This window comes from Bradyrhizobium viridifuturi (assembly GCF_001238275.1).
Taxonomy (GTDB): Bacteria; Pseudomonadota; Alphaproteobacteria; order Rhizobiales; family Xanthobacteraceae; genus Bradyrhizobium; species Bradyrhizobium viridifuturi.
The window spans coordinates 1-25,401 of sequence record NZ_LGTB01000046.1; the positions used below are offsets into that span (position 1 = coordinate 1).

A 25,401-nucleotide genomic window follows, 5' to 3' on the forward strand; every position below is an offset into this window, starting at 1 on the left:
GTCGGAGTATGTGGCTGCCGCAAACTCAATCGTCGTCCCGGACAAGCGAGCGGAGCGAGCGCGATCCGGGACCCATAGCCACGAATGCTCTGTGGCGCGACGCTGGAGCCCCAGCGCGATGTAGCAGCAGATATTGGTGGTTATGGGTCCCTGCTTTCGCAGGGACGACAGCGAGTATGTGGTAGCTACATCCGCATCACCGCCTGCCGGTCGATCTTCCCCGTACCGGTCTTGGGCAGCTCGTCGATGAACTTCACCTCGCGCGGATATTTGTACGGCAGCAGTTTTGTCTTCACGTAATCCTGCAACCGCCGCGTCGCCTCATCGGTGTCGAAGCCGGCCTTGTTCATCACCACCACGGCGCGCAGCGTCATGCGGCGGTCGGGCAGTTCGGCGGCGTAGACGGCGCATTCGCGAACGTCGGGGTGATCGGCGAGGCAGAGCTCGACCTCCAGTGGATAGACCCACTGGCCGGAGATCTTGATCAGGTCGTCGGCACGGCCGCGGAAGAAGTGGAAGCCGTCGCTGTCGCGCATGAAGCGATCGCCGGTGTAGATCCAGCCGTCCTCGCGCACGGTCTCGGCGGTCTTGTCCGGCCGGTTCCAGTACAGCGGCGTGGCGGAATCGCCGCGCACCCACAAAATGCCTTCCTCATTGTCGCCGACCTCGCGGCCGTCGCTGTCGCGCAGCATGATCTCGTAGCCGGGCACGCGCAGGCCCGCGGCACCGAGCTTCTTCTGCTCCGCGCGGTTGCTTAGATAGACGTGCAGCACTTCGGTCGAGCCGAGCCCTTCGATGATCTCGAGCCCGGTGAGCTGCTTCCATCCGTTGAAGACCTCGGCCGACAGCACCTCGGCGGCCGACACCGCCATCCGCAGCGAGGAGAAGTCGGCAGCGTCGGCGCCTTCGGCCTTGGTCAGGGTGATGTAGAGCGTCGGCAGCCCGAAGAACACGGTCGGCCGATATTGCCCGATCGCCGCGAAGATCGCGGCCGGTTTCGGCTGGCCCGGCAGCAGCAGCGTCGCGGCGCCGACCGAGAACGGGAAGGTGATCGAATTACCGAAGCCATAGGCGAAGAAGATCTTCGGCACCGAGAAGCAGATGTCGCCCGGCGAAAGCTTGAGCACGTTGCGGGCAAAGGCGAACTCGCTATAGGCCATGTCGTGCTGCAAATGCACGATGCCCTTGGGGCGTCCGGTCGAGCCCGACGAATACATCCAGAACGCCATCTCGTTGCGATGGGTATCGGCCGCGTCGAGCTCGCTCGGAAATCCCTGCAGCCATTCGCCGGCATTGCGCGTCTCGGCAATGGCTTGGTCGCCTGCGGTACCGTTGACCACGACCAGCGTGCGCAGCGGCGTATCCTTGCAAGCTTCGGAATTGAAGCGCGAGCAGAATTCGGCATCGGTGACGGCGACCTGCGCGCCGGCGTCGGACAGATAGAATTGCAGCAGTTCCGGCGTCGTCAGCGTGTTGATGAGCAGCGGCACGAAGCCGGCGCGCACCGCGCCGAAGAACGCCGCCGGATAGGCCGGCGTGTCGTCGAGGAACAACAGCACGCGGTCGCCCCGCTTCAGTCCAAGCGACAGGAAAGCGTGGCCCCAGCGTGCAGCGTCGGCGCAGAGCTCGCGATACGTCCGTGTGCCGGCGGGACCGGTCAGCGCCAGTCGCTCGGCATTCCCGTTGCCGAGATTGTCGAACAGGATACGGCTCGCATTGTAGTGCTCGGGAATCGCAAAGCCGATCTCGCGCGCACCGGGGTTGCCTGCGGAACCTGGTCGGCGATCGCGGTCATGAGCGTCCCTTTGCCGCTTCGTAACGGGCCATGAAGGCCGGCGACATCGCGCGCAGCCGCGCGTCGTCGATCCGGCCAGAGCGGGTGATGTAGCTGTAGGCGAAATCCATCAGGTCGCACTTCATGTGCGCGGGGAAATGCTCGTACCAGTCGGCACTGGTCCGCGCCGCGGTGACGAGCTTCTTCACGATCGGCTTGCGCTCGGCCTCATAGCGGGCCAGTGCGGCGGCAATGCCGCTCTCGGTCTCCAGCGCCTTGGTCAACGCGATCGCATCCTCGATCGCCAGCCGCGTGCCCGAGCCGATCGAGAAATGCGCGGAATGCAGCGCATCGCCGATCAGCACCATGTTGCCGTGCGACCAGCGCTCGTTCCAGATCCACGGGAAATTGCGCCAAACCGATTTGTTCGAGATCAGCCTGTGGCCATCGAGCGTCGCGGCGAACACCCCTTCGCAGATCGCCTGCGATTCCTCGATCGTCTTGTCGGCGAAGCCGTAGGCCGCCCAGGTCGCCGCGTCGCACTCGACCAGGAAGGTGCTCATGTCCTTGGCGTAGCGGTAGTGATGGGCGTTGAAGCTGCCGCGCTCCGTCGCCACGAAGGTCTGCGACAGCGTCGCGAAGGTCTTGGTGGTGCCGTACCAGGCGAATTTGTTGGAGGAATGTGAGACCGAGGCGCCGAACGCGGCCTCATTGCCGCGCCGGACCAGCGAGTTCAGCCCGTCGGCGGCAACGATCAGGTCATAACCGCTGAGTTCGTCGACCGATTGCACCACGGTATCGAAGCGCGGCGTGACGCCTGTGCTGCGCACGCGCTCCTGCAGGATCGTCAGCAGCTTGAGCCGCCCGATCGAGGAGAAGCCGACGCCGTCGATCTCGACGCTCTCGCCGCGCAGATTGAGGGTGATGTTCTTCCAGCTCTCCATCTTCGGCGTGATGGCGTCGACCGTCTCGGGGTCGTCGGCGCGCAGGAAGTCCAGCGCCTGCTCGGAGAACACGACGCCGAAGCCCCAGGTGGCGCCGGCCGCGTTCTGCTCGAACAGATCGATCTCGGCGTCGGGGTGACGCTTCTTCCACAGATAGGCGAAATAGAGCCCGCCGGGCCCTCCGCCGATCACGGCGATCCGCAACGTCTGCCTCCCAGATTGACAGTGTACTTACAATTTGGGTCCAGACTAATCGCCCTCTGGCGGGAACGCCAGAGGGAAAATGCGCGGGGTGGCTACAAGCGTGGAGCCGAAAAGTTCAGTAGCAGCGGCGGACCTTGACCCCGCCGACCCATACCCAGCGGCAGCCGGCGACGACGGGCTTGCGGACGACGACCGCGCCGCGATAGCCGGCGCATCCGGCGCGATAGGGGCCGCGCCCGCACACGACGGCGTTGGCATCGGAGGCTTCGAAGGTCATGGTCGCGGCAAAGGACAGCAGGGCCGCAGCGATCAGCAATAGTGAGCGCATGATATTCCCTCTCCCGGAGTGAGGTATGGTTGGCCTTCAGGTGACAACAAGGTGCTGCGGCTTCGTGTCCGACGCTCGCCGGACACCTGTCGTCTTACCGCTTGTGCGGCTATTTCTTTTCCGCTTCCGCCAGCACCTTCTTGCAGGCGGGTGTCAACTTGTCGCTTTCCTTGGCGAGACAGGCGATGATCCGCCCGCCGCCGGGCGTCACGCTCTTGCAGAACTTCTGGTAGTCGCCCATGCAGGCGTCGCGTTGCGCCGTGGTCAACTCCTGGGCAAAGACGGCAGTTGAGCCGCAAAGCAGCGCGGCGGTCAGGACAATACGCAGCATCGATCGCTCCCCTTTTCGGTCAGTCGCGTGACAACAGGATCAGCGCGCCGCGAACGGCGCCAGCACGTCGCGGCATGCCGGCGACAGCGAGCCGGCATTGGTTGCCAGGCATTGCACGATCCGCCCGCCGCCCGGCTGAACGCCGCCGCAGATCGAGCGGACGTCGCCGCCACAGGCCGAGCGCAGCACGAACAGCTCTTCACGCGGCCGCAGCGGCCGCAACACGATCACCGCCGGTGCAGCGGCCGGTGCGGCCGGTGCTGCCGCCGTCGCCGCGCCTTCGGCCGGTGCCGCGCCACCGCCGGCAGCGGCAACGGCTTTGCCGCAGGCCGGCGACAGCTTCGCCTTGTTCTTCTCGAGGCATTGCAGCGCCGGCGCGCCACCGGTCGGCACACCTGCGCAAACCTTGGGATAATCGGAGCGGCACGCGCTGCGGATTGCGGAGATCTGCGCGCTGGATGGCGCTCCGGCCGCCTTCGGTGCTGCGGCCTCACTGGCGGGCTTGGTTGCCGCCGCAGGCGGCGCATCAGTCTTCGCCGCGTCGGTCTTGGCTGCCGCGGGCGCAGCTGCCGGTGCTTCCACGGCCTTCACGGCGCTGGCGCAGCCGGAGCCGAGGCTTGCCATGTTCTTCTGCAGACATTGCAGTGAGGCTTCGCCGCCGGGCGGGACGCTGGAGCAATGCGCGATGTAGTCGTTGCGGCATTGCGATTTGATGGCGTCGCGCTGCGCCTGGGTCGGCGCCTGCGACAAGGCTGGCGCAGTGTTCATGAATGCCGCAAGCGCGAGCCATGCGGAAAGCTTCGTTGCACGTGTCAACGCATTGATCATTTGATTAAATCCTCTCGTTGCGCCGGAAGCCGTCGGCTCAACTGAACTGCGCTCTGAAAATTCTTGCTGTAACAACCTTCGCGAGCGACATCATTTTCGCTTTCGAGTTCCGCTGCAAGCGGATTGTTGCTATGGAAGAAGCAGGTTGATTGTTTTGCCGCCTACCACGTTTGAGTTAAGTCATTTGAACTGAGGCTCGGAAATGAGGCATGCGCGCGCGTTGGCACATTTCACTCGGAGCGATTTTTTGCGGCTGCGAAATGCGCCGCTGACACGCATCCTCTGCGTCGTATCGGCCTTCGTCAGTTTAAGTGCCTGCGAGCAAAACAGTTTTGTTGCGCCGCCACCACCGAAGGTCGATGTTGCCACGCCGGTGCAGCGCGCCATCACACGTTATCTGGATGCCACCGGCAACACCGCGCCGATCAAGACCGTCGATCTGGTCGCGCGCGTGCAGGGCTTCCTGCAGTCGATCAATTATCAGGACGGCTCCTTCGTGAAACAGGGGACCACCCTGTTCACGATCGAGCCGGAGACCTACAAGCTGAAACTGGAGCAGTCGCAGGCTGCCGAGGTCGGCGCGCAGGCGACCGTGAAGCAGGCGGAGTCCGACTTCAAGCGGCAGCAAGATCTGGTGCAGCGCCAGGCCGTCTCGCAGGCGACGCTGGAAACCTCGACCGCGACGCGGGACAACGCGCAGGCTGGTCTGCAACAGGCCCAGGTCAACACCAAGATCGCCGCGGTCAATTACGGCTACACCAACGTGGCCGCGCCGTTCGACGGCATCGTCAGCAACCATCTGGTCTCGGTCGGCGAACTGGTCGGCGTGACGTCGCCCACCCAGCTCGCCACCATCGTGCAGCTCGATCCGATCTACGTGAATTTCAACGTCAATGAACAGGACGTGCTGCGCGTGCGCGAGGAAGCGCGGCGTCGCGGCATGTCGGTGAACGAGCTGCGGCAATTGCCCGTCGAAGTCGGGCTGCAGACCGAGACCGGTTACCCGCACAAGGGCCAGATTGACTACATCTCGCCGACCCTCAACCAGTCGACCGGCACGCTCGCGGTCCGCGGCGTGTTCCCAAACCCGGACCGGACCCTTCTGCCCGGCTTCTACGTCCGCGTCCGCGTGCCCTTCACCAAGCAGGAGAATGCGCTGCTGGTGCCTGATGTCGCGATCGGCAGCGACCAGGCCGGCCGCTACGTGCTGGTCGTCAATGCCGACAATGTGGTCGAGCAGCGCAAGGTGACGACCGGCCCGCTCGACGAGGGGCTGCGCGTCATCGATAGCGGGCTGAAGGCGGATGACCGCGTCGTGACCGCCGGGCTGCTGCGCGCGATCCCCGGCCAGAAGGTCGATCCGGAGATGCAGAAGGGCGAAGCGACGTCGGCACCGGCCAAGTGAGGGGCGCGCCATGATCTCGAAATTCTTCATCGAGCGGCCGGTCCTCTCCAACGTCATCGCGATCCTGATGATCCTGCTTGGCGGCGTGGCGCTGTATAATCTAGCGGTTGCACAATATCCCGACGTGGTGCCACCGACGGTGCAGGTGACGACGCGCTATCCCGGCGCCTCGGCCAAGACGGTGGTCGACACCGTGGCGCTGCCGATCGAGCAGCAGGTCAACGGCGTCGAGGACATGCTGTACATGCAGTCCTACAGCGGCGCCGACGGCACCTACACGCTGACGGTGACCTTCAAGATCGGTACCGATCTCAATTTCGCGCAGGTGCTGGTGCAGAACCGCGTCTCCGCGGCGCTGTCGCAACTGCCGACCTCGGTGCAGAACCAGGGCGTCACGGTTCAGAAGAAGTCGACCTCGATCCTGCTCTTCGTGACGCTGACCTCGCCGAACAAGACCTATGACAGCCTGTTCCTGTCGAACTACGCCACCATCAACATTCGCGACGAGCTGTCGCGTCTGCCGGGCGTGGGCAACGTCACGGTGTTCGGCGCCGGGCAATATTCGATGCGGGTCTGGCTCGATCCGAACAAGCTGCAGGTGCGCGGGCTGGTGCCGCAGGACGTGATCCAGGCGATCCAGCAGCAGAGCCAGCAGGTCACCGCCGGTCAGGTCGGCGCGCCGCCGACGCCGGCAGGACAGGCGTTCCAGTACACGCTGAACGTCAACGGCCGGCTCGACGACAAGAGTCAGTTCGAGGACATCATCGTCAAGTCAGGCAATGTCGGCGACGTCACCCGCGTCCGCGATGTCGGCTGGGTCGAGCTCGGCGCCCAGACCTACAGCCAGATCTTCTCGTTGAACCAGAAGCCGGCCACCGGCATCGGCGTATTCCAGTCACCCGGCGCCAATGCGTTGCAGGTCGAGAAGGCGGTCGAGAAGAAGATGGCGGAGCTCGCCAGGCAGTTCCCGCAGGACATCAAATACGACACGCCGTTCGACACCACTAAATTCGTCAACGCCTCGATCGAGGAGGTCTACAAGACGCTGATCGAGGCCGGCCTGCTGGTGCTGATCGTGATCCTGATCTTCCTGCAGGACTGGCGGGCGATGCTGGTGCCCGCGACGACCGTGCCGGTCACCATCATCGGCGCGTTCGCCGGCATGGCGGCGCTCGGCTTCACCATCAATCTCTCGACGCTGTTTGCGATCGTGCTGGCGATCGGCATCGTGGTCGACGACGCTATCGTCGTGGTCGAGGGCGCGGCGCACAATATCGAGCGCGGCATGTCCGGCCACGACGCCGCGATCAAGGCGATGGACGAATTGTTCGCGCCGATCGTCGGCATCACGCTGGTCCTGATCTCGGTGTTCCTGCCAGCAGCCTTCCTGCCGGGGCTGACCGGGCGGATGTACGCGCAATTCGCGCTGGTGATCGCGGCCACCGCGCTGCTCAGCGCGGTCAATGCCGCGACGCTGAAGCCGACTCAATGCGCGCTATGGCTGCGTCCTCCGGCGCCGCCCGAACAGCGCAACTTCTTCTATCGCGGCTTCAACGCGGCCTATGATCGGCTGGAGCGCGGCTACACCCGCGTGGTCGGCGGCATCGCCGGGCACGCCAAGACGTCGGTCGCCATCGCGCTCGTCATCATCGGCCTCGCCGGCTACGGCCTGTCGCGGGTGCCGACCGGCTTCATTCCGATCGAGGACCAGGGCTATCTGCTCGCCGCGGTGCAATTGCCCGACGGCGCCGCCATCGACCGCACCCAGCACGTGCTCGACAAGGTCACCGAGATTGCCGGCAAGACGCCCGGCGTCGATCAGGTGGTCAGCATCGCCGGCATCTCGGCGCTCGACAACTCGTCGAGCCTCGCCAATGCAGGCGTCGCCTACCTGATCCTGAAGGACTGGAGCGCGCGCGGCCCGGGCGAGGACCTCCGTTCGCTGGTCTATGGGCTCAATGACAAGCTCGCGGTGATCCCGGAGGCGCGTATCCTGGTGATCCCGCCGCCGCCGATCCAGGGCATCGGCAATGCCGCCGGCTTTGCCATGCAGGTCGAACTGCGCGACGGCAATGCCGATTACGGCAAGCTGCAGGCGGTCACCGGGGCAATCGTGGCCAATGCGCAGACCCAGAGCGCGCTGCAGCGGGTGCAATCCTCGTTCCGCTCGATGGTGCCGCAGTTCGACGTGGAGGTCGATCGCATCAAGACCCAGACCCTGCACGTCACCCCCGACCAGATCTTCGCGGCGCTGTCGACCTATCTCGGCGCCAGCTATGTCAACCAGTTCACCAAGTTCGGCCGCACCTTCCAGGTCTACACCCAGGCCGAGGCGCAGTACCGGCTGAGCCTGCGCGACATCGAGAACATGATGGTGCGCAACGGCAACGGCGACATGATCCCGCTCGGCACGGTGGCCAAGATCACGCCCTCGGTCGGGCCCTCGCTGATCAGCCTCTACAACCTCTATCCGTCGGCGACCATCATCGGCCTGCCGGCGCAGGGCTATTCGTCCGGCCAGTCGATGACGCTGATGGAGGAGATCGCCGCGAAGACGCTACCGCCGGGCACCGGCTATGAGTGGACGGCGATGTCGTACCAGGAGAAGGAGGTCGGCAGCCAGATCTACTATGTGTTCGCGCTGGCGCTGCTCTTGGTCTATCTCGTGCTCGCCGGGCAATATGAGAGCTGGTACGCGCCGATCTCGGTGATCCTGGCCGTGCCGCTGTCGCTGCTCGGCCCGACGCTGGTGCTGCTCAGCCTGCGCATCGAGAACAACCTCTACACCCAGATCGGCACCATCCTGCTGATCGCGCTGTCGGCCAAGAACGCAATCCTGATCGTCGAGGTCGCGCTCGAACATCACATCCGCGACGGCAAGCCGGTGCTGGAGTCGGCGATCGACGCGGCGCGCGCCCGATTCCGCCCGATCCTGATGACGTCGTTTGCCTTCATCCTCGGCGTGCTGCCGTTGGTGCTCGCGACCGGCGCCGGCGCCAACGCCCGAAAGTCGATCGGCATCACCGTGTTCTCCGGCATGATCGCCTCGACCTGCCTCGCGGTGCTGTTCGTGCCCGCGTTCTTCGTCGTGGTGCAGAATTTCGAGAACTGGCGCAAGGCGAAGAAGGGCAAGGCGGCCGGGCCGCAAGCTGCACCTCAGGCACAGGGCACGGTGCACTAAGACTGCACTTTCATCTGTACGCCGTCACCCCCGCGCAACGGCTTTGCCGTTGTCGCTGGAGGCGCGAGCGAAGCGAGCCTCGAAGGGCGACGGTCCAGCTCGCTCCGCGGCGCCGCGTCGGGGCCGTGCATGCTTCGAGGCGCGCAAGAGCGCGCACCTCAGCATGACGGAACCGGAGCTTTTGCCTCTACACCTTCACCATGCGCTTGCCGCGGTTTTCGCCGGCGAGCAGGCCGATCAGCGCCTGCGGCGTGTTCTCGATGCCGTCGATGACGTCCTCCTGGACCTTGAGCTTGCTCGAGGACACCCAGGATTGCAGGTCGGCGAGCGCAGTGTCGCGCTGGTCCATGTAGTCCATCACGATGAAGCCCTGCATGATCAGCCGTTTCACCACGATCAGGCCGGGCACGCCGCGCGGGCCGTGTGCGGAGGGGACGCCGTCATATTGCGAGATCGCGCCGCAGCAGGCGATGCGGCCGCGGTTGTTCATCTGCGCCAGGCAGGCCTCCAGGATGTCGCCGCCGACATTGTCGAAATAGACGTCGATGCCCTTCGGCGCCGCCGCGCGCAGCGCCTTGTAGGTGGCGCCGTCCTTGTAGTCGACCGCGGCGTCGAAGCCGAGCTCCGACGTCAGCCAGTGGCACTTGTCCTTGCCGCCGGCGATGCCGACCACCCGGCATCCCTTGATCTTGGCGATCTGGCCGACGATCGAGCCGACCGAACCGGCGGCGGCCGAGACCACCACGGTCTCACCCTCCTTGGGCTTGCCGACATGGAGCAGGCCGAAATAGGCGGTCAGGCCGGCCACCCCGTAGACGCTGAGCAGGTGGGTCATCGGCTCGAGCTTCGGCATCTTCGACAGGTGCTTGGCCGGCACGGCGGCGTAATCCTGCCAGCCGGTGTCGCCGAACACGATATCTCCCGGCTTCAGGCCGGGGTCATTCGACGACACCACCTCGGCGATGCTGCCGCCGGCCATCACGGTGTTGGCTTCGACCGCAGCGCGGTAGGTGGCGCCGTGCATCCAGGCACGGTTGGCGGCGTCGAGCGAGATGTAGCGCGTCCGCACCAGCGCCTCGCCCTCCTTCGGCGCGGGGACCGTGCCCTTGGTCAGCCGAAAATGCTCGGGGCCAAGCTTGCCGGTCGGCTTTTCAACAAGCAGGATCTGGCGATTGACGGTGTCGTTCATTGTGATCTCTCCCCCTCGCGTTGGTCGTTTCGCATGCAGTTTGACTGCGACGCGCGCAGCTTAGTGCACAGATTGTGCGCTGCATGAACGCTAGTCCCCGCGCTGGCATTCCACAACGGGAACAGATCGGCAAAGTCCCGCTGGACGCGAAGCGTGTTGCGTAGCTGCGTAAATCTGCCACACTTGCCCTTCGCCGGGAACTTACGGGGGTAAGAGAATGTCGAACAGGTTTACGCAGTACATCCTGATTGCGATGGTCCTTGGCATCGCAATGGGGACCATTGTCTTCAACTACTTTCCTGACAGCCGTGCCGAGATCGCAGCCGACGTCAACCTGATCGCGATGCTGTTCCTGCGCCTGATCAAGATGATCATCGCGCCCCTCGTGTTTGCAACCCTGGTCGGTGGCATCGCCCATATGGGCAGCGGCGCCAAGCTCGGGCGCATCTTCGCCAAGACCATGGGCTGGTTCATCTCCGCCTCCTTCGTCTCGCTGCTGCTCGGCCTCGTGATGGTCAACCTGCTGCAGCCCGGCGCCAATTTCCCCGGCACGCTGCCCGACAAGACCCAGTCCACCGGCCTGCCGGTGTCGGCCTTCTCGATCGAGAAATTCCTGACCCATCTGATCCCGACCTCGATCGCGGACGCGATGGCGCAGAACGAGATCCTGCAGATCGTGGTGTTCGCGGTGTTCTTCGCGGTCGCGCTCGGCGCCATGCCCGAGCGGTCGAAGCCGATCATGAGCCTGATCGACGACCTCGCGCACATCATGCTCAAGGTCACCGGCTACGTGATGCTGTTCGCGCCGATCGCGGTGTGGGCCGCGATCATGGCGACCGTTTCGAAGAACGGCCTCGGTGTGCTCTGGAAGCTGATCGTGTTCATGGGCGGCTTCTATCTGTCGCTGCTGATCCTGTGGGGCATCCTGGTCACAGTCGGCTTCATTGTGATCGGGCCGCGTTACAGCCATCTGCTGCGGCTGATCCGCGAACCGCTGATGATCGCGTTCTCGACCGCCTCCTCGGAGGCGGCCTATCCGAAGACGCTGGAGGGGCTGAACAAGTTCGGCGCCTCCTCGCGGATCTCGGCCTTCGTGTTGCCGCTCGGCTATTCCTTCAACCTCGATGGCACGATGATGTATTGCACCTTCGCGAGCATCTTCATCGCGCAGACCTACCACATCGAAATGTCGCTCGGCACGCAGCTCGCGATGCTGGCGACCTTGATGATCACCTCCAAAGGCGTTGCCGGCGTGCCGCGCGCCTCGCTGGTGGTGATCGCCTCGACGCTGTCGCAGTTCGGCATCCCCGAGGCCGGCCTTTTGATGATCATGGGCATCGACACCTTCCTCGACATGGGCCGTAGCGCCACCAACGTGATCGGCAACTCGCTGGCGACGTCGGTGGTCGCGAAGTGGGAGGGCGAGCTGAAGGCCGAGCACGAGCTCGGGCCCGACGACGCCGTGCCCGATGACGCGGTGCCGGGCGATGCCGTGCCCGGCGCGGTGATGGCCGGCCATTGACGGGAGGGATGCATGCATCGCGCCCGCTGGAGGCCGGTACGGGCTGAGGGCCGGTTGCTGTCGGCATGTCTGCTGGCGGCAGCCCTGCTCGCTGGTCCGGCGTCCGCACAGTCGGCGGGCGAAGGGCTCAGCCCCACGCTCGCCAACATCAAGGCCACGCATTCCGTGCGGATCGGCTATCGCGAGAGTTCGCCGCCGTTCTCGTTCCTCGACCACTCCAACCGGCCGATCGGCTACAGCCTCGAGCTGTGTGATGCGATCGTCGACGAGATCGGGGCCGAGGTCGACGACGCCAACCTCAAGATCGACTACGTCAAGGTCACCTCCGACGACCGCATCCCGGCGGTGGTCGACAAGAAGATCGACCTCGAATGCGGGTCGACCACGGCGAACGCGGAGCGCGGCAAGCAGGTCGCGTTCTCGCCGCTGATGTTCGTGGCCGGCACCAAGCTGATGGTGCCGAAGGCCTCGGGGGTCAACCAGGTCGTCGACCTCAAGGGCAAGACGGTGGTGGTCACCAAGGGCACCACCAACGAGCAGGCGATGCACAATGTCGACGCCAAGCAACAGCTCGGCCTCAACATCGTCACCGCAGGCGACCACGAGCAGTCCTACCAGATGCTGGTGGACGGCAAGGCGGATGCGTTCGCGACCGACGACATCCTGCTCTACGGCCTGATCGCGCGGCACAAGTCGCAGGACAAATTCCGCGTCACCGGCGATTATCTGTCCTACGATCCTTACGGCATCATGTACCGCAAGGGCGAACCGCAGATGAAGGACGTGGTCGAGCGCGCGTTCCGCAAGCTCGCCTCGAACCGCGACATCGTCCCGCTCTACAACAAATGGTTCGTCGCCCGCCTGCCGACCGGCGAGAAGCTCAACGTCGCGCTGTCGCCGCAGCTCGAGGACGCCTTCAAGGCGCTCGACGATTCGCCAGGTGGTGCGAACTAGCACCGAACCGCGACCTCTCCCCTGGTGGGAGAGGTCGAAAGCACGACGCCGCTTCGCTCATCGCCAATAGCGATACCGCAGATCCAGGCACTGCCGCACCCAGTATCCGTTCACATGGATCAACTGGCACGTGCTCGGCGGCGGTTCCTTGATGATCGGATATCCGTGGATGTCGATGTTCGTCGGGGCGGTGACGCCGCGCCAGAACACGGCGTGGGCGGCCGGAGGATTGAAGGCGGCGGCGAACGCCGCGGCTGCCAGGAAGCTCAAAAGGAGTTTGCGCATAATCTGGATCCGGGTCGATTAATGCGCATCAGCGTACTCCCTTGAGCGGCAGGAGCAAGCCGCTGAATGGATCAAAATGGCGGAGTGAATTTTGCCGCAAGCTGCGTCGCCGCATGCGCGTAGCCGCCGCGGACCGCAGTGCAAGCGAGGGCAACGATGCCGACCGCCGCCAGAACGACCATGACCTGGAAGATCGCGCGTCCAAGGATCGCTCCCATCAAGACTCCATCGATCCGGCGGGGATCTTGCTTCGAGTTTCCACGCGCCGCGATCTTCTGGAGCATCATCGGCAGGCGAGATTGCGCTGTTGAAGTCTGCAAGCGCGTCGCTTCGCCGGCTAATGTCGCTTCGCGACAAGCCGATCGACCTGCTGCTGGAGCGCTGCTTCCATTTCGGAAATGATGTCGCGCGGCAGGCCAACGCCGGGGGGATCAATCGTATCTTGCACGTTGGCATCAACGAACTGATCTTTGATCAGTCGTCGAGAGGATGGACGGCCTGGCGCGCCGGCCGCCACGTCAGCCCCGTAGGGCTCACAAAAATCCTGATCCGAATGTACACCGTTCTTCATGAGCTTTGCCTCCTGGCGCGACTTCCTTTCCTCAGTCCCGAGCCATTCGGCTCGCCGCCCATCAATGACTCCGACACCTCGAAAGTTGTTCCGGTTGGAACCTGCAAAGCCCTGTCGGAATTCGGCAGCTGTTGATCTTGGAACCAGAACTTTAGGCGTTCTCAATCATTGATTGTGGTTGATCGCTGGAGGATGCCAGTTTGGAGGACGCCATGGGTTACACAAGGCCAATTCGCCAAATCGCAGTCGTGGTCGAAGACGATACAATCCAGCGCGACATGATCGCGCTGTTGTTGGAACAAGGTCGTTTCGACGTCATCCAATGCGAAGACGCAGAAACAGCAGCGCTGGCCATCAAGAGGCGTCACCCGTCGCTGGTCGTCACCGACATCAAGCTTACCGGAAAAATGGATGGGATCGAGCTTGCCCGTCTGGCCCTCGATTGCGACCCGGCAGTGCGCGTGCTGGTGATCTCGGGCCTGCCGCTGGCCGGCGCGCTGCCTGACGGCGTCAAGTTCTTCGAGAAGCCGGTTTACCCACCCGTCCTGCTGCGGGAGCTGGCGTCGTAGTTTTCGCGGATCGGGATGTCGGCTCATGCAAGAGGATCCGGAAATCGATTGGCACCGCGAGCAGATCACGAAGAATCGCGAGCTGATCGCGGAGTTGCAATCAGGAAACACGGCGGGTGCTGAGGTGTTTCCAGAAACGCAGGCCGAGATCGATCGTCTCACCGCACAGATCGAGCAATCGGAATTGATCGTCGCCGCCTATGAAAAGCAGCGCCCGCAGGACTGACCGGGCGCTGAAGGCAGCACACGGCACGCGGTTCAGGCGAACACCGCGTCCAGCGCTGCCGAATATGCGGCCTCGACCAGCGCCGGATGGCGGCGGCCCAGCGCCTCCATCTTCACGCCCGAATTCACCTCGAGGACCTTCCACGCGCCATCGGCGCGCACGACATCGATGGAGGCAAAGCGGATGCCGACGGCTTGCGCGGCCTTGGTCGCGAGCGCGATACAGGCGTCGCGGGTCGCAGCATCGGTGAGCAGCACAGGCTCGGCGCCGGCATCGAGGTTGTGCCGCCAGTTGAGCAGCCGCCGCTCGCCGGCCGGCGGAATGGCGTCGAGCGCGGCGGCGTCGAAATCCTCGGTGAGGGTCTTGAGCTGCTCCGTCGTCGCGGTCGCCTGCGCCAGCGCGCGGAGTGAATGGATGCCGTCACCGACCACCATTGGGCGCGTCTTGCCGTAGACGATCAGCGCGAGTGCATCGAGCAGCACCACGCGCACCTCGTCATCGAGGGCAACATAGGGCGAGATCGCAAGGCTCGGATGCGCGGCAAGGATGCGCGTGACCGCGGTCTCGAGTTGCGTGGCGTCGTGACATGGAAGACCAACTCGCCGGATGTGCCCTCATTGGGTTTGACGACGAGGCCATGCGGATGCCGGTCGAGCAACAGCCGCATCGCGTCGAACGAATCCGATCCCGGGATGTGCTTGCTGAGCTTGTTGCCGAGAAACAGCGTGTGCGCGACGGCGGGGACGCCGGCCGATGCCAGCACCTCCGCACAGGCCGATTTGTCGTTGGCGACCTGATGCGCGACCGCGCTGTTCAGCCCGATATCGTAGCCGATCGCGAGCCGCCGCTGATTGCCCTTGGTCATGATGACCAGCCAGCCGCCTGACCGCACCTCGACCGCAATCGAGCGCGCCAGACAATATTTTTTGATGGTTTCCAGGAAGATTCGCTGGCTGATCAGGACCACGAGATCATTTTCCCTTCGCCGCGGTTTTCGTAGCAATTAATTGCCAGATCGGCATCGATCTCAGCAAGTAAATTACGTCCAGCAGGACGTGTTAACGATGTCGTGGCTGAACCTCTGCGCGAAATCGAACGACTGCCATTCTGAGATCGCAATTGCACGCCAGTTGATCTTGACTATCTCATGCATTGGCGCAATGGACACGCGAGATCTTCAGTGATTTCGGCCACTTCTGCGCCGTCGCGAGCAGTCTAGAAATCAAACCATTCTAAATCCGGTCAGTCGAGAAAACGAAAACACATGAGCGCGTTCTATCGAGAGAAAGTTCTTTCCGTTCAGCACTGGACCGATACGCTTTTCAGCTTCCGGGCGACCCGCGATTCCGGTTTCCGCTTCCAGAATGGGCAGTTTGCCATGATCGGCCTCGAGGTCGACGGCCGGCCGCTGCTGCGCGCCTATTCGATGGCGAGCGCCAATCACGAGGAAGAGCTCGAGTTCTTCTCGATCAAGGTGCAGGACGGTCCGCTCACCTCCAAGCTGCAAAAGATCCGCGAGGGCGACACCATCCTGGTCGGCCGCAAGGCGACCGGCACGCTGATCACCGACAATCTGATTCCCGGCAAGCGGCTGATGCTGCTGTCGACCGGCACCGGCCTTGCGCCGTTCGCGAGCCTGATCAAGGACCCCGAGGTCTATGATCGCTACGACCAGATCCTGCTGGTGCATGGTTGCCGCCAGGTCTCCGAGCTCGCCTATGGCGAGGAGTTGGTCGCCAAGCTGCGCGACGACGAGCTGTTCGGGCCGATGCTGTCCGAGAAGCTGTCCTACTATCCGACCGTGACGCGCGAGCCGTTCCGCAACCGCGGCCGCATCACCGACCTGATCACGTCGAACCAGCTGTTCACCGACCTGCATCAGGGCCCGCTCGACATCGAGACCGATCGCATCATGATGTGCGGCAGCCCGGCGATGCTGGAAGAGCTGAAGCAGCTGTTCGAGACCCGCGGCTTCAAGGAAGGCAGCGGCAACACCCCCGGTCACTTCGTGATCGAGAAGGCGTTCGTCGAGCGCTGAGATCGCTTAAGACTGTCGTCCTGGCAAAAGCCAGGACCCGTTACCACCGTCCTCTGCTTTGCGAAGGCTGGGGCCCCACCGGGCTCCAGCCTTTTGCATTTGGGGTTATGGGTCCTGGCCTTCGCCAGGACGACGGCCGCGCAGGTGGCGTGCACCATTTGTCACTTGCTATAACGGTCGCAACGCCGCGCAGCCCTGCCCGAACGCGGCGACCCGAGGAGCAGCAGCTTGTCCATCACCGATCCGGATGCACCGAAGACCGCCTTTGTGTTTGCCGGCGGCGGCAGCTTTGGCGCAATCCAGGTCGGCATGCTGCAGGCACTGGCGGCGCATGGCGTGGTCGCCGACATGGTGGTCGGCTCCAGCGTCGGCGCATTGAATGGCGCGTTCTATGCCGGCGACCCCTCGGTCTCGGGCGTGGCGCGGCTGGCCGAGATCTGGCGCGGCCTGAACCGGCAGGATGTGTTCCCGGTGACCTGGCGGACGCTGATGAGCTTCCTGTGGCGGCGCGACTTCCTGATCCCGCATGACGGCGTCCGCAGGCTGATCGACGACTACATCCCGTTCCGCAACCTCGAGGACGCGCGAATGCCGATCCACATCGTCACCACCGACATCATCAGCGGTGACAGCGTGGTGCTGTCGGAAGGCTCGGCTGCGGAGGCGATCGTGGCGTCGACCGCGATCCCCGGCGCGTTCACGCCGGTGCATTACCGCGATCATTTCCTCGCCGACGGCGCGATCTCCAGCAACACGCCGGTCCGCGTCGCCGTGAAGCATGGCGCAAAGCGCCTGATCGTGCTGCCGACCGGACATGCCTGCGCCAACCAGGCGCCGCCGACCGGCGCGCTCGCCAATGCGCTGCATGCGCTGACGCTGCTGATCGCACGGCAGCTCGTCAACGAGCTCGAGAATATCGGGCCCGATGTCGAGTATTTCGTTGTGCCGCCGCTCTGCCCGCTGGTCGGCTCGCCCTACGATTTCTCCCGGACCTCAGAACACATCGCACGCGCCCTCGACACCACCAATGCATGGCTTGCCAGCGATGGCCTGAAGCCGGGCCACATCCCGCACGAATTGCAGCCGCATGGCCATTGAGGGGCGGGCTCGATACCGCTTCTTGGTGCACTGCAAAAGCAAGCCAATCCGGCTGATTGCGGTAACCGCACCCGCCCATCCGGGCGGTTGTCACATCTGTGACTGCTCGGCCGTATAACCGTAGTGCACTTGTTCCGCGAGTTGGATTAGGCTCAACGCCGACAGGGCATTCCAGGCAGACCGGAGGATTCCATGGACACGCTGCTGCTTCCGTTCTCGCCGCGTTTCATCGTGCTGACGATCTGCGCAGTCGTCACCGTGCTCCTGCTGCTGGTTGGGATTTTCGACCACAAGGTCTTCAAGATCATCCTGATCCCGCTGGTGATCTTCGGCGCGCTGACCCTGCTCGGCATCCGCGACTTCACCCAGAAGAACCACGCGGTGCTGCGCAACTACCCGATCTCGGCGCATGTCCGCTTCCTGCTCGAGGAAATCCGCCCGGAGATGCGGCAGTATTTCTTCGAGAGCGAGAAGGACGGCATGCCGTTCTCGCGCGACACCCGCGCGGTGGTCTATCAGCGCGCCAAGATGGTGCTCGACAAGCGCCCGTTCGGCACCCAGGAGGACGTCTATCGCGAAGGCTATGAGTGGATGCATCATTCGGTGGCGCCGAAGCCGCGCGCCGACGAGAAATTCCGCATCACGATCGGCGGGCCCGACTGCACCAAGCCGTATTCGGCGTCGGTCTTCAACATCTCGGCGATGAGCTTTGGCGCGCTGAGCCCGAACGCGGTGCGGGCGCTGAATGCCGGCGCCAGGAAGGGCGGCTTCGCCCACGACACCGGCGAGGGCGGCGTCAGCCCCTATCACCGCGAGATGGGCGGCGACATCATCTGGGAGGTCGGCTCCGGCTATTTCGGCTGTCGCAACCGTGACGGTACCTTCAATCCGGAGATGTTTGCCAGCGTCGCGGGCGACGACCAGATCAAGATGGTCGAGCTCAAGATCAGCCAGGGCGCCAAGCCCGGCCATGGCGGCGTGCTGCCGGCCGCCAAGGTCTCCGAGGAGATCTCCAAGATCCGCGGCGTGCCCATGGGCGAGGACTGCATCTCGCCCGCCTATCACAAGGCGTTCTCGACGCCGATCCAGATGATGGAATTCGTCGCCAACATGCGCAAGCTGTCCGGCGGCAAGCCGGCCGGCTTCAAGATGTGCATCGGCCATCCCTGGGAATTCCTCGCGATCTGCAAGGCGATGAAGGAGAGCGGGCTGTATCCCGACTTCATCGTGGTCGACGGCAATGAGGGCGGCACCGGCGCCGCGCCGCTCGAATTCATGGACCATTTGGGCATGCCGATGCGCGAGGGCGTCAATTTCGTCCACAACGCGCTGATCGGCATCGGCGCGCGCGACCGCATCAAGATCGGCGCGTCCGGCAAGATCGCCACCGCCTTCGATATGGCGCGCGCGATGGCGATCGGGGCCGACTGGTGCAATTCGGCGCGCGGCTTCATGTTCGCGCTCGGCTGCATCCAGTCGCTGAGCTGCCACACTGATCGCTGCCCGACCGGCGTCACCTCGCAGGACCCGATCCGCAACCGCGCGCTCTATGTGCCGGACAAGATCGAGCGCGTGTACAACTACCACCACTCGACCTTGCACGCGCTGACCGAGCTGCTCGCCGCCGCCGGCCTCGAGCACACCAAGGAGCTGCGCCCGATCCACTTCTCGCAGCGCAGCTCGACCACCGACGTCCGCACCTTCGCACAGCTCTATCCTGCGCTGCGGCCGGGCGAACTGCTCGAAGGCACCCAGGATCCCCGCTTCCGCGACGCCTGGGCGATGGCGCGCGCGGACTCGTTCCAGCCGGCGGGGTAGGGCTACGGTTTCGATTCACCTCCCCCGCTTGCGGGGGAGGTCGGATCGCATCGATAGATGCGATCCGGGTAGCTCTCTCCACGGAACGACTTGCGGAGAGAGCCCCCACCCTGACCCTCCCCCCCCGCAAGCGGGAGAGGGGACGCAATGTCGATGCCGCTACGGCACCATCTCATCAAGCGCTCGGCGCGCCGAACCATTTGGTCAGCGCTTCCGTGAGGCCGGTGCGGGTCCGGTCTCCGACCCACGCCACGTAGCCGTCGGGCCTGATCAGCACCGCGGCGGGTGCCGGAACCGGGCCGAGCGCGGGAAGCTCCCAGGTGCCGGAATACTCGGCGTCGAGCAGCTCGACCCGGTCGGTCCATCCCGCAATGTCGATGCTGCTGGGCTCGCCGAAATTCAGCAGCACCGGCCGCGCCTGGTACAGCAGCGCGAACACCTGCAGCGGGCCGTCGGCGGTGACGAGGTCGAGATCGGGCATGCGGCGTCCGAGCAATGGATGGCCATCGCCGAGATCGTAGTGCAGGTCGAGGCCCGACATCATCGCGACAAAGCGGCGGCGCGGCTCGTCCATGCGCAGCAATTCGGAGACGACCTCGCTCAGCGCCTTGCTGCGCGCATCGGTGCGGTTGAGTGCGACATGCGCCATGGTGTTGCGCAGCACGCGGGCCGCGACCGGATGCCGCTCGGCCAGATAGCTGTCGAGCAGGCTGTCCGGCGATGTCAGCTTGACCACCTGGGCGAGCTTCCAGCCCAGATTCACCGCGTCCTGCACGCCGATATTGAGGCCTTGTCCGCCCATCGGCGGATGCACATGGGCGGCGTCGCCGGCCAGCAGCACGCGCTGCTTGCGATAGCTCACCGCCTGCCGGGTCATGTCGGTGAAGCGCGAGATCCAGACCGGATCGTGGATGCCGAAATCGGAGCCGTACGCGGCGGCCAGCGTCTCGCTGACGTCGCGCAAGGTCGGCTCTCTCTCGGTGCCGAGCTGCCGCTCGGTCAGCACCACGCGCACGCGCTTAGTATCGTCCACCTTGCCGATCGCATAGGTGCCGGTGTCGTCCTGGCGAAAGCCCCATTGCGGTTCGCCGGACATTTCGGCCTCGGCGATCAGCCAGCTCCTGGTCGGATCCCATCCGGCGAATTCGATGCCGGCCGCCTTGCGGACGATGCTCCGGCCGCCATCGCAGCCGACGAGATATTGCGCGCGGATTCGGCCGTCCGACAGTTCGACATCGACGCTGGCGTCGTCCTGCGCAAAGCCGGTCACGTCGCGCGCGCGATAGACCGGCACGGCGAGCTCGTCGACCCATTCGCAGAGAATGCGCTCGATATGGCTCTGGAACAGCCCGAGCGTGAAATTGCGCCGGGTCGGAAAGTCGGTGATATCGAGCGGAACCAGATGCGAGTGGAACAGCACCGCAGGATGCCGCGTCCCCTCCGCGACGAATCGATCGCCGATGCCGCGCTGATCGAGCACCTCCATGGTCCGCGCATGCAGGCCGCCCGCCCGCGAGCCGATCAGGTCCGCTCCCGCGCGCCGCTCGACGACCGCGACATCGATTCCGCCCAGCGCCAGCTCGCCCGCCAGCATCAGCCCGGTCGGACCTCCACCGGCAATCACCACATCATGTTCCCGCATCCCGCACTCCCTTGTTCGATTGGGCGCGCGTTCTACGGGATGACCCCGGGCTTGCGGCAAGCCCGGGGGGTCTACATATATCTAAGTGGGGAGAGGGCGTTTGCCGCTCGAACCAATTCCAGGACATCATTGCGAAGAGCAGCGCGACAAATTCGCTGTCGTTGTGTTTGTCTCGCTGCGGCCCCAGCCTGCCATAGCCACGAACAACGGTAGTTATGGGTCCCTGCTTTCGCCGGGACGACGGTGCGAGATGGCGAGGCTAGAACTCGCCGTGGATGCGGCCGGAGAAGATGTGCACCGGGCCGCGGTCGGCGTTGTAGGCGGGGTTGGTGATGAACTGATAGTCCGCCGTCAGCGTCAGGTTCTTGTTCACCTGGTAGGCGTAGTAGGTCTCGAAGATCCGCTCCGGGCTGTAGTTCAGCGCGCCGTCGCCGATCAGAAGACCGAGGCCGCCGGCGGCAAGGAAGTCGCGATGCGCCGATGACAGTCCGTTGACCGCGCCGCCGATGCCGATCGTATCATTGGCCCGGCCCCAGGAGCTGCCCTTGATCGACAGGCCGCCGGAGACGCTGCGATCGACGTCGGTGAACGACAGGATCTCGTTGCGGCCGTCGTTCCAGCTCAGCCGGCCGAACAGGCCGACATCGGTTGCGATCTGCTGCTCGCCGTTGAGGTAGAAGCCGTATTTGGTGTTGTCCTTGCGGATGCCGGCCATCACGTCGTTGATGTCGAGCGCCGGGTTGGCGTCCTCGATCGCCAGTGCCTGGCGATAATTGCCGGTGTTGCCGCGATTGCCGAACAAGCCGACGCGCAGCTTTCCTGGCTGATCGAAGATCGAATAGCGGCCCTCGAACTCGACCACCGCGCCGCCGTTGTTGGGGTTGGAGACCAACACGTCGCTGTTCGGTGCATTGGGCACCTGGAATACGCCGGCGCGCACCGCCCAATCCTTGCGATTGAGCTCGACCACGGCGCCGCGGGTGTAGCCGGGCAGGTCGGCCGGGAAGTCGTAGGCGGCCGACGCCCACATCGCCCAGTTCATGAAGTCGGCGCGAGGATCCTTGGCGTAGGAGTTGCCGTCGAAGAAATCCCCCACCGCGAAGCGGCCGACCACGATGGTGAGGCGGTCGATGTCGCGCTTGCCGGCGATCTGGTTGGGACCGTCGGGGACGTCCTCCTGCTCGCCGCCGAAGCCGAAGGTCTGCTTGATGAAGTAGCGCTGCGGCCGGATCTTCGGATACTCCGCGCCGGCCTTCTGCGCTTCGCCGTTCGAGAAGCCGGCAAGGCCGAGCGTGCCGTTGAGGCCAAAGCCCTGCGCGGTCTCCGGATTGAAGTAGAGCTCGCCGCCCTCCCACAGCTTGACGCCGAGGAACGCGGTCGTGGTCCAGGTCTGCTGCGCTTGTCCGACGCCTGGAAGGCTGTTGGTGCCGCCATAGGGCGCGCGGAATGACGGATAACCCTGACCAAGCAGCGTCGTCTGCGCATGCACGCTCCAGTCGCTGGATTCCGGCAGCGCGGTGCGCGTCGGGGTCGCCGACCATGGCGAGTCGCCGAGCTGGTAGTTCAGGCCGAATTTCAGCAGGTGGATGCGCGGGTCGATGCTGACGCCGGGCATGCCGAAATCATTGAGGCCGAGCGTGCGGCGCGACAGGTCGATGTACTCGTATTCGAGCTTGGCGGTCCAATTGCCGCTCAGGGCAAATTCGGCACCGGCGCCGACCGTCCAGCCGGTCTGATACTGGCCCGGCTGCGAAATCACGCTGTCCGCGGCATCGTTGACCCGGACTTCGGTGTGGCCCCAGGCGAAGCCACCGGTCACATAGGGCATCCAGGTGCCGAAGCTGTAGCCGGCGCGGCCGCGCACCGTGCCGACATAGTCGACCGACGCGTTGAAGGGGCCCGGCGGGCGGCGCACCGTATCGGTCGGGCCGGTGAAGGTCGCGTCCGCCTCGATGCCGAGCACGAAGCGGTTGGCGAATTCCTTGTTGTAGCCGGCCTGGAAGCCGCCGATCCCGCCGGTGATCGTCGGCGGAAAGACCACACCTTGCTCCAGGATCGGATTGGTGCCGGGACCGAGCGTGCCGTCGCCATATCCGACATGGGCGCCGACGTAGAAGCCCGTCCAGCTATAGACCGCCTTGGCGGCGGGAGACTTGAGCGGCAGATCGGCCGCGGCGGCCGGCGTGCCGAAGGCGGCCGCACCGAGCGCTGCGCCGGCGGCGATCTGGACCCTGAAGAGGCGGACGCAGGTCATGACGCGGCTTTCCGCGAACGGTTGGCGATTTTGCCAAGCATCACTGCAGATTTGGCGGCCGCTTGCCACCCGAGATTTGAAGTCATTGCCCGCCGTCCCCGGTCCGATCCGTGTTGTCCCATCCAAAGCCGGACCAGCACCTAGCATCCCTTGGCACTTATTGCAAATCATTCGCAATAGCAACTGAGGTCCGCCGGATACCTGTTCGATTTGCATGCCACTATGACAGTCACGTAACAGCACGCGACCCGAGCCCTCGCCGGCTGCGATCGAGCAGCCGCCTGTGGCAAATCGGCCGAGCCCCGGCCGTTCAATCGACGCCACCATTGTCCTCTTCCCTTGTCTTGATGAATGCCGGCTGCGATGCCCTGCCGAGCACGACCCTCGCGCCGGCCCTTTCCATGCATCGCGCCATCGACAACGCCGTCCTCAAGCCGGCGCCTGTCATCATGCGTCGCTGATGGAGCGCGGTTGCGCCGCGCAGGATGGCGCTCGCCAGCCTGAACAACGCGAGCGCGCCCCATCGTTGGCCGCGGCCAAGCGTCGTCACGCCCCGACCGTCGCGAGCTGAACGATCCGCAGCAGCACCAATCCGGCGGCGACGACCAGATAGCCGCGCAGCACGATCATCCAGATCCGGCTCAGCGGGCTGAGCCGCGCCGGCGGCAGCCGGTCGAGCGGCGGCATCCGCCAGCTCTCGCGGTCGAACAGCGGCGGCCGGCGCCTGAAGCGGAACGACGCGTGGCGGCGCGACGACATCTCGTACAGCTTGACCAGTGCCGTGACAGCGAGCGCGAGCACGCTGCCGCCGACGAGGATGCCGATGATCCAGGCTTCGCTGAGGTCGGGGAACAGCACCGCGGCGGTCAGGATCACCGACAGCATCACCAGCCCCGCCACGACAGCGCCGGTGAACAGGTTCAGCCTCGTCGAATTGATCCAGGGCCCGAGGATGTGGCGGTCGTTGCAGAGCAGCAGCAGGAACACGGTCGCGCTCGGCAACAGCACGCCGGCGAGCGTCTGCACCGCGTTGGTGAGCAGCCCGAGCGGCGTGCCCGGCGTCAGCACCAGCACCGCGGCGAGCACGATCAGCCCGCAATAGACGCTGTAGAAGCCTTTCGCATCCCACGGCTTGCGGTGCAGCGAATGCTTGACTGCGAACACGTCGCCGATCGCATAGGCCGTTGAAAGGGAGACCGCGGCGGCGCCGATGATGCAGGCATCCAGCAGTGCCAGCGCAAACAGCACCGCCGGCAGCCGGCCGGCATATTTTTCAAGCCCGACCGCGGTCCCCAGGGCGTCGGTGTAGTTGCCGAATTCCGGTGTCCCGGAAAACACCGCCGCGCAGAACGAGATCATCGCGACGGCGCCGACCACGACCAGCACGATGCCGATGCACAGATCCATCCGCTCATAGCGGATGAAGCGGGGCGTGATCCGCTTGTCGACGATGTAGCTCTGCTGGAAGAACAATTGCCACGGCGCCACGGTGGTGCCGACGATGGCAACGATCAGCAGCATCACCTCGCTGAGCTTGGCGCCCGCGGGCATCTTCGGGACGAAGAAGTCGGAGGCGATCTGCCCGATCGGCGGGTGCACCATCAGGATCACGGGTACCAGCAGCAGGCTGCCGGCGACCAGCACGATGCCGAAGCGTTCGAACCGCCGGAAGTCGCCGGTGGAAACCGCCAGCATCACGATGGCCGCCGAAGCCAATACGCCCCAGAACTGCGAGACGCCGAGAAAGCTGAGCGCGAAGGTGATGCCGATGAATTCGGTGACGATGGTCAGCGCGTTCAGCACCAGGAGGTCGATCACGCTGAAGGCGCCCCAGAACTTGCCGAAGCGCTCGAAGATCAGCCGGGCATGGCCGACGCCGGTGACCGCGCCGAGCCGTACCACCATCTCCTGGTTGACATAGAGCACCGGGATCAGCAGCAGCAGCGTCCACAACAGCGTGGTGCCGTAGTTCTGGCCGGCCTGGGTATAGGTGCCGAAGGCGCCGGCATCGTTGTCGCCGACCATGACGATCAGGCCGGGACCGACGACGGCGAGCAGGGTCTTCAGGCGGGCAAACAGGGTCGCGCGCGGCGCGGTGTCATCCCGAGCGATGCTGCCGAACGCGCCGCGGATATCGCCGAGATGGGCATTGTCCAGCACGGCGGTGCCGGCCGGGTTGGCGGTGGCCTCACGATCGGAGGCGTGCATCTTCAAGTCATTGACGACGGTCATGACTCATT

At 64.7% G+C, this 25,401-nt stretch carries 21 protein-coding genes and 2 pseudogenes; 10 read left to right on the plus strand and 13 right to left on the minus strand.

The features are described from left to right. Positions 1 to 185: 185 nt before the first annotated feature. The 5 genes and pseudogenes from ALC15_RS33380 to ALC15_RS33400 all read right to left on the minus strand — a co-directional run bounded on the left by ALC15_RS33380 (position 186) and on the right by ALC15_RS33400 (position 4,409). A pseudogene (locus ALC15_RS33380) lies at positions 186 to 1,795 on the minus strand (benzoate-CoA ligase family protein). Beyond that, on the minus strand, positions 1,792 to 2,922 hold the full coding sequence (locus ALC15_RS33385; RefSeq protein WP_050630961.1) for an FAD-dependent monooxygenase: 1,131 nt from the start codon (positions 2,920 to 2,922) through the stop codon (positions 1,792 to 1,794). The pseudogene ALC15_RS33380 and the gene ALC15_RS33385 overlap by 4 nt, the downstream one beginning before the upstream one ends. A gap of 115 nt (positions 2,923 to 3,037) precedes the next feature. Continuing rightward, positions 3,038 to 3,250, minus strand: a complete 213-nt coding sequence (locus ALC15_RS33390) for a hypothetical protein (protein ID WP_050630962.1) — start codon at positions 3,248 to 3,250, stop codon at positions 3,038 to 3,040. Between the two features lie 109 nt (positions 3,251 to 3,359). Then, entirely contained in the window at positions 3,360 to 3,581 is a 222-nt protein-coding gene (locus ALC15_RS33395) for a cysteine rich repeat-containing protein (RefSeq protein WP_021080229.1), read from the minus strand. 39 nt (positions 3,582 to 3,620) lie between these two features. Further along, positions 3,621 to 4,409, minus strand: a complete 789-nt coding sequence (locus tag ALC15_RS33400; protein ID WP_050630963.1) for a cysteine rich repeat-containing protein — start codon at positions 4,407 to 4,409, stop codon at positions 3,621 to 3,623. A gap of 247 nt (positions 4,410 to 4,656) precedes the next feature. Between ALC15_RS33400 and ALC15_RS33405 the strand changes: the two genes are divergently transcribed. Together ALC15_RS33405 and ALC15_RS33410 are read left to right on the plus strand one after the other, a co-directional pair. Next, positions 4,657 to 5,814 carry an efflux RND transporter periplasmic adaptor subunit gene (locus ALC15_RS33405; RefSeq protein WP_050631018.1) on the plus strand — a complete coding sequence of 386 codons (1,158 nt, stop codon included), beginning with the start codon at positions 4,657 to 4,659 and terminating at the stop codon, positions 5,812 to 5,814. A gap of 10 nt (positions 5,815 to 5,824) precedes the next feature. Beyond that, positions 5,825 to 8,995 carry an efflux RND transporter permease subunit gene (locus tag ALC15_RS33410; RefSeq protein WP_050630964.1) on the plus strand — a complete coding sequence of 1,057 codons (3,171 nt, stop codon included), beginning with the start codon at positions 5,825 to 5,827 and terminating at the stop codon, positions 8,993 to 8,995. A 187-nt stretch (positions 8,996 to 9,182) separates the two neighbouring features. Here the strand turns inward: ALC15_RS33410 and ALC15_RS33415 are convergent, their stop codons facing one another. Then, positions 9,183 to 10,184 (minus strand): NADP-dependent oxidoreductase, encoded by a 1,002-nt coding sequence (locus ALC15_RS33415; RefSeq protein WP_050630965.1) that lies wholly within the window; start codon positions 10,182 to 10,184, stop codon positions 9,183 to 9,185. Between the two features lie 217 nt (positions 10,185 to 10,401). Between ALC15_RS33415 and ALC15_RS33420 the strand changes: the two genes are divergently transcribed. Both ALC15_RS33420 and ALC15_RS33425 read left to right on the plus strand, forming a co-directional pair. Next, complete coding sequence (locus ALC15_RS33420) at positions 10,402 to 11,706, plus strand: dicarboxylate/amino acid:cation symporter (protein WP_050630966.1); 1,305 nt, start codon at positions 10,402 to 10,404, stop codon at positions 11,704 to 11,706. A gap of 12 nt (positions 11,707 to 11,718) precedes the next feature. Next, on the plus strand, positions 11,719 to 12,660 hold the full coding sequence (locus ALC15_RS33425; protein WP_050630967.1) for an amino acid ABC transporter substrate-binding protein: 942 nt from the start codon (positions 11,719 to 11,721) through the stop codon (positions 12,658 to 12,660). Positions 12,661 to 12,717: 57 nt separating this feature from the next. Here the strand turns inward: ALC15_RS33425 and ALC15_RS33430 are convergent, their stop codons facing one another. After that, positions 12,718 to 12,945 carry a hypothetical protein gene (locus tag ALC15_RS33430; RefSeq protein ID WP_050630968.1) on the minus strand — a complete coding sequence of 76 codons (228 nt, stop codon included), beginning with the start codon at positions 12,943 to 12,945 and terminating at the stop codon, positions 12,718 to 12,720. Between the two features lie 71 nt (positions 12,946 to 13,016). After that, positions 13,017 to 13,163 (minus strand): hypothetical protein, encoded by a 147-nt coding sequence (locus ALC15_RS44310; RefSeq protein ID WP_157860960.1) that lies wholly within the window; start codon positions 13,161 to 13,163, stop codon positions 13,017 to 13,019. A gap of 122 nt (positions 13,164 to 13,285) precedes the next feature. Here ALC15_RS44310 and ALC15_RS42375 point away from each other — a divergent pair, with 122 nt between their 5' ends. The 3 genes from ALC15_RS42375 to ALC15_RS33445 all read left to right on the plus strand — a co-directional run bounded on the left by ALC15_RS42375 (position 13,286) and on the right by ALC15_RS33445 (position 14,311). Next, positions 13,286 to 13,651, plus strand: a complete 366-nt coding sequence (locus tag ALC15_RS42375) for a hypothetical protein (RefSeq protein ID WP_094194267.1) — start codon at positions 13,286 to 13,288, stop codon at positions 13,649 to 13,651. Positions 13,652 to 13,728: 77 nt separating this feature from the next. Continuing rightward, on the plus strand, positions 13,729 to 14,085 hold the full coding sequence (locus tag ALC15_RS33440; RefSeq protein WP_050631019.1) for a response regulator: 357 nt from the start codon (positions 13,729 to 13,731) through the stop codon (positions 14,083 to 14,085). Between the two features lie 25 nt (positions 14,086 to 14,110). Beyond that, on the plus strand, positions 14,111 to 14,311 hold the full coding sequence (locus ALC15_RS33445; protein WP_050630969.1) for a hypothetical protein: 201 nt from the start codon (positions 14,111 to 14,113) through the stop codon (positions 14,309 to 14,311). A gap of 32 nt (positions 14,312 to 14,343) precedes the next feature. Here ALC15_RS33445 and ALC15_RS46675 read toward each other — a convergent pair. Both ALC15_RS46675 and ALC15_RS46680 read right to left on the minus strand, forming a co-directional pair. Further along, a pseudogene (locus ALC15_RS46675) lies at positions 14,344 to 14,604 on the minus strand (ATP-grasp domain-containing protein); the annotation flags it as partial. Between the two features lie 164 nt (positions 14,605 to 14,768). Beyond that, the gene (locus ALC15_RS46680) at positions 14,769 to 15,278 is read right to left on the minus strand and encodes an ATP-grasp domain-containing protein (protein ID WP_244486363.1); all 510 of its coding nucleotides are present in this window, start codon (positions 15,276 to 15,278) and stop codon (positions 14,769 to 14,771) included. 297 nt (positions 15,279 to 15,575) lie between these two features. Here ALC15_RS46680 and ALC15_RS33455 point away from each other — a divergent pair, with 297 nt between their 5' ends. The 3 genes from ALC15_RS33455 (at position 15,576) to ALC15_RS33465 (ending at position 19,265) form a co-directional block, all read left to right on the plus strand. Beyond that, a complete protein-coding gene (locus tag ALC15_RS33455) occupies positions 15,576 to 16,349 on the plus strand; it encodes a ferredoxin--NADP reductase (RefSeq protein WP_050630970.1) in 774 nt (257 codons plus the stop codon). 228 nt (positions 16,350 to 16,577) lie between these two features. Further along, entirely contained in the window at positions 16,578 to 17,447 is an 870-nt protein-coding gene (locus ALC15_RS33460) for a patatin-like phospholipase family protein (RefSeq protein ID WP_094194269.1), read from the plus strand. Between the two features lie 192 nt (positions 17,448 to 17,639). Next, on the plus strand, positions 17,640 to 19,265 hold the full coding sequence (locus tag ALC15_RS33465) for an FMN-binding glutamate synthase family protein (RefSeq protein WP_050630971.1): 1,626 nt from the start codon (positions 17,640 to 17,642) through the stop codon (positions 19,263 to 19,265). A gap of 175 nt (positions 19,266 to 19,440) precedes the next feature. Here ALC15_RS33465 and ALC15_RS33470 read toward each other — a convergent pair whose 3' ends face one another. The 3 genes from ALC15_RS33470 to ALC15_RS33485 form a co-directional block, all read right to left on the minus strand. Continuing rightward, positions 19,441 to 20,907: an FAD-dependent monooxygenase gene (locus tag ALC15_RS33470; protein ID WP_050630972.1), complete on the minus strand. Its 1,467-nt coding sequence runs from the start codon at positions 20,905 to 20,907 to the stop codon at positions 19,441 to 19,443. A 259-nt stretch (positions 20,908 to 21,166) separates the two neighbouring features. Continuing rightward, positions 21,167 to 23,161 carry a carbohydrate porin gene (locus ALC15_RS33475; RefSeq protein WP_050630973.1) on the minus strand — a complete coding sequence of 665 codons (1,995 nt, stop codon included), beginning with the start codon at positions 23,159 to 23,161 and terminating at the stop codon, positions 21,167 to 21,169. A 546-nt stretch (positions 23,162 to 23,707) separates the two neighbouring features. Next, a complete protein-coding gene (locus tag ALC15_RS33485) occupies positions 23,708 to 25,369 on the minus strand; it encodes an NRAMP family divalent metal transporter (protein ID WP_050631021.1) in 1,662 nt (553 codons plus the stop codon). Positions 25,370 to 25,401 lie beyond the last annotated feature (32 nt).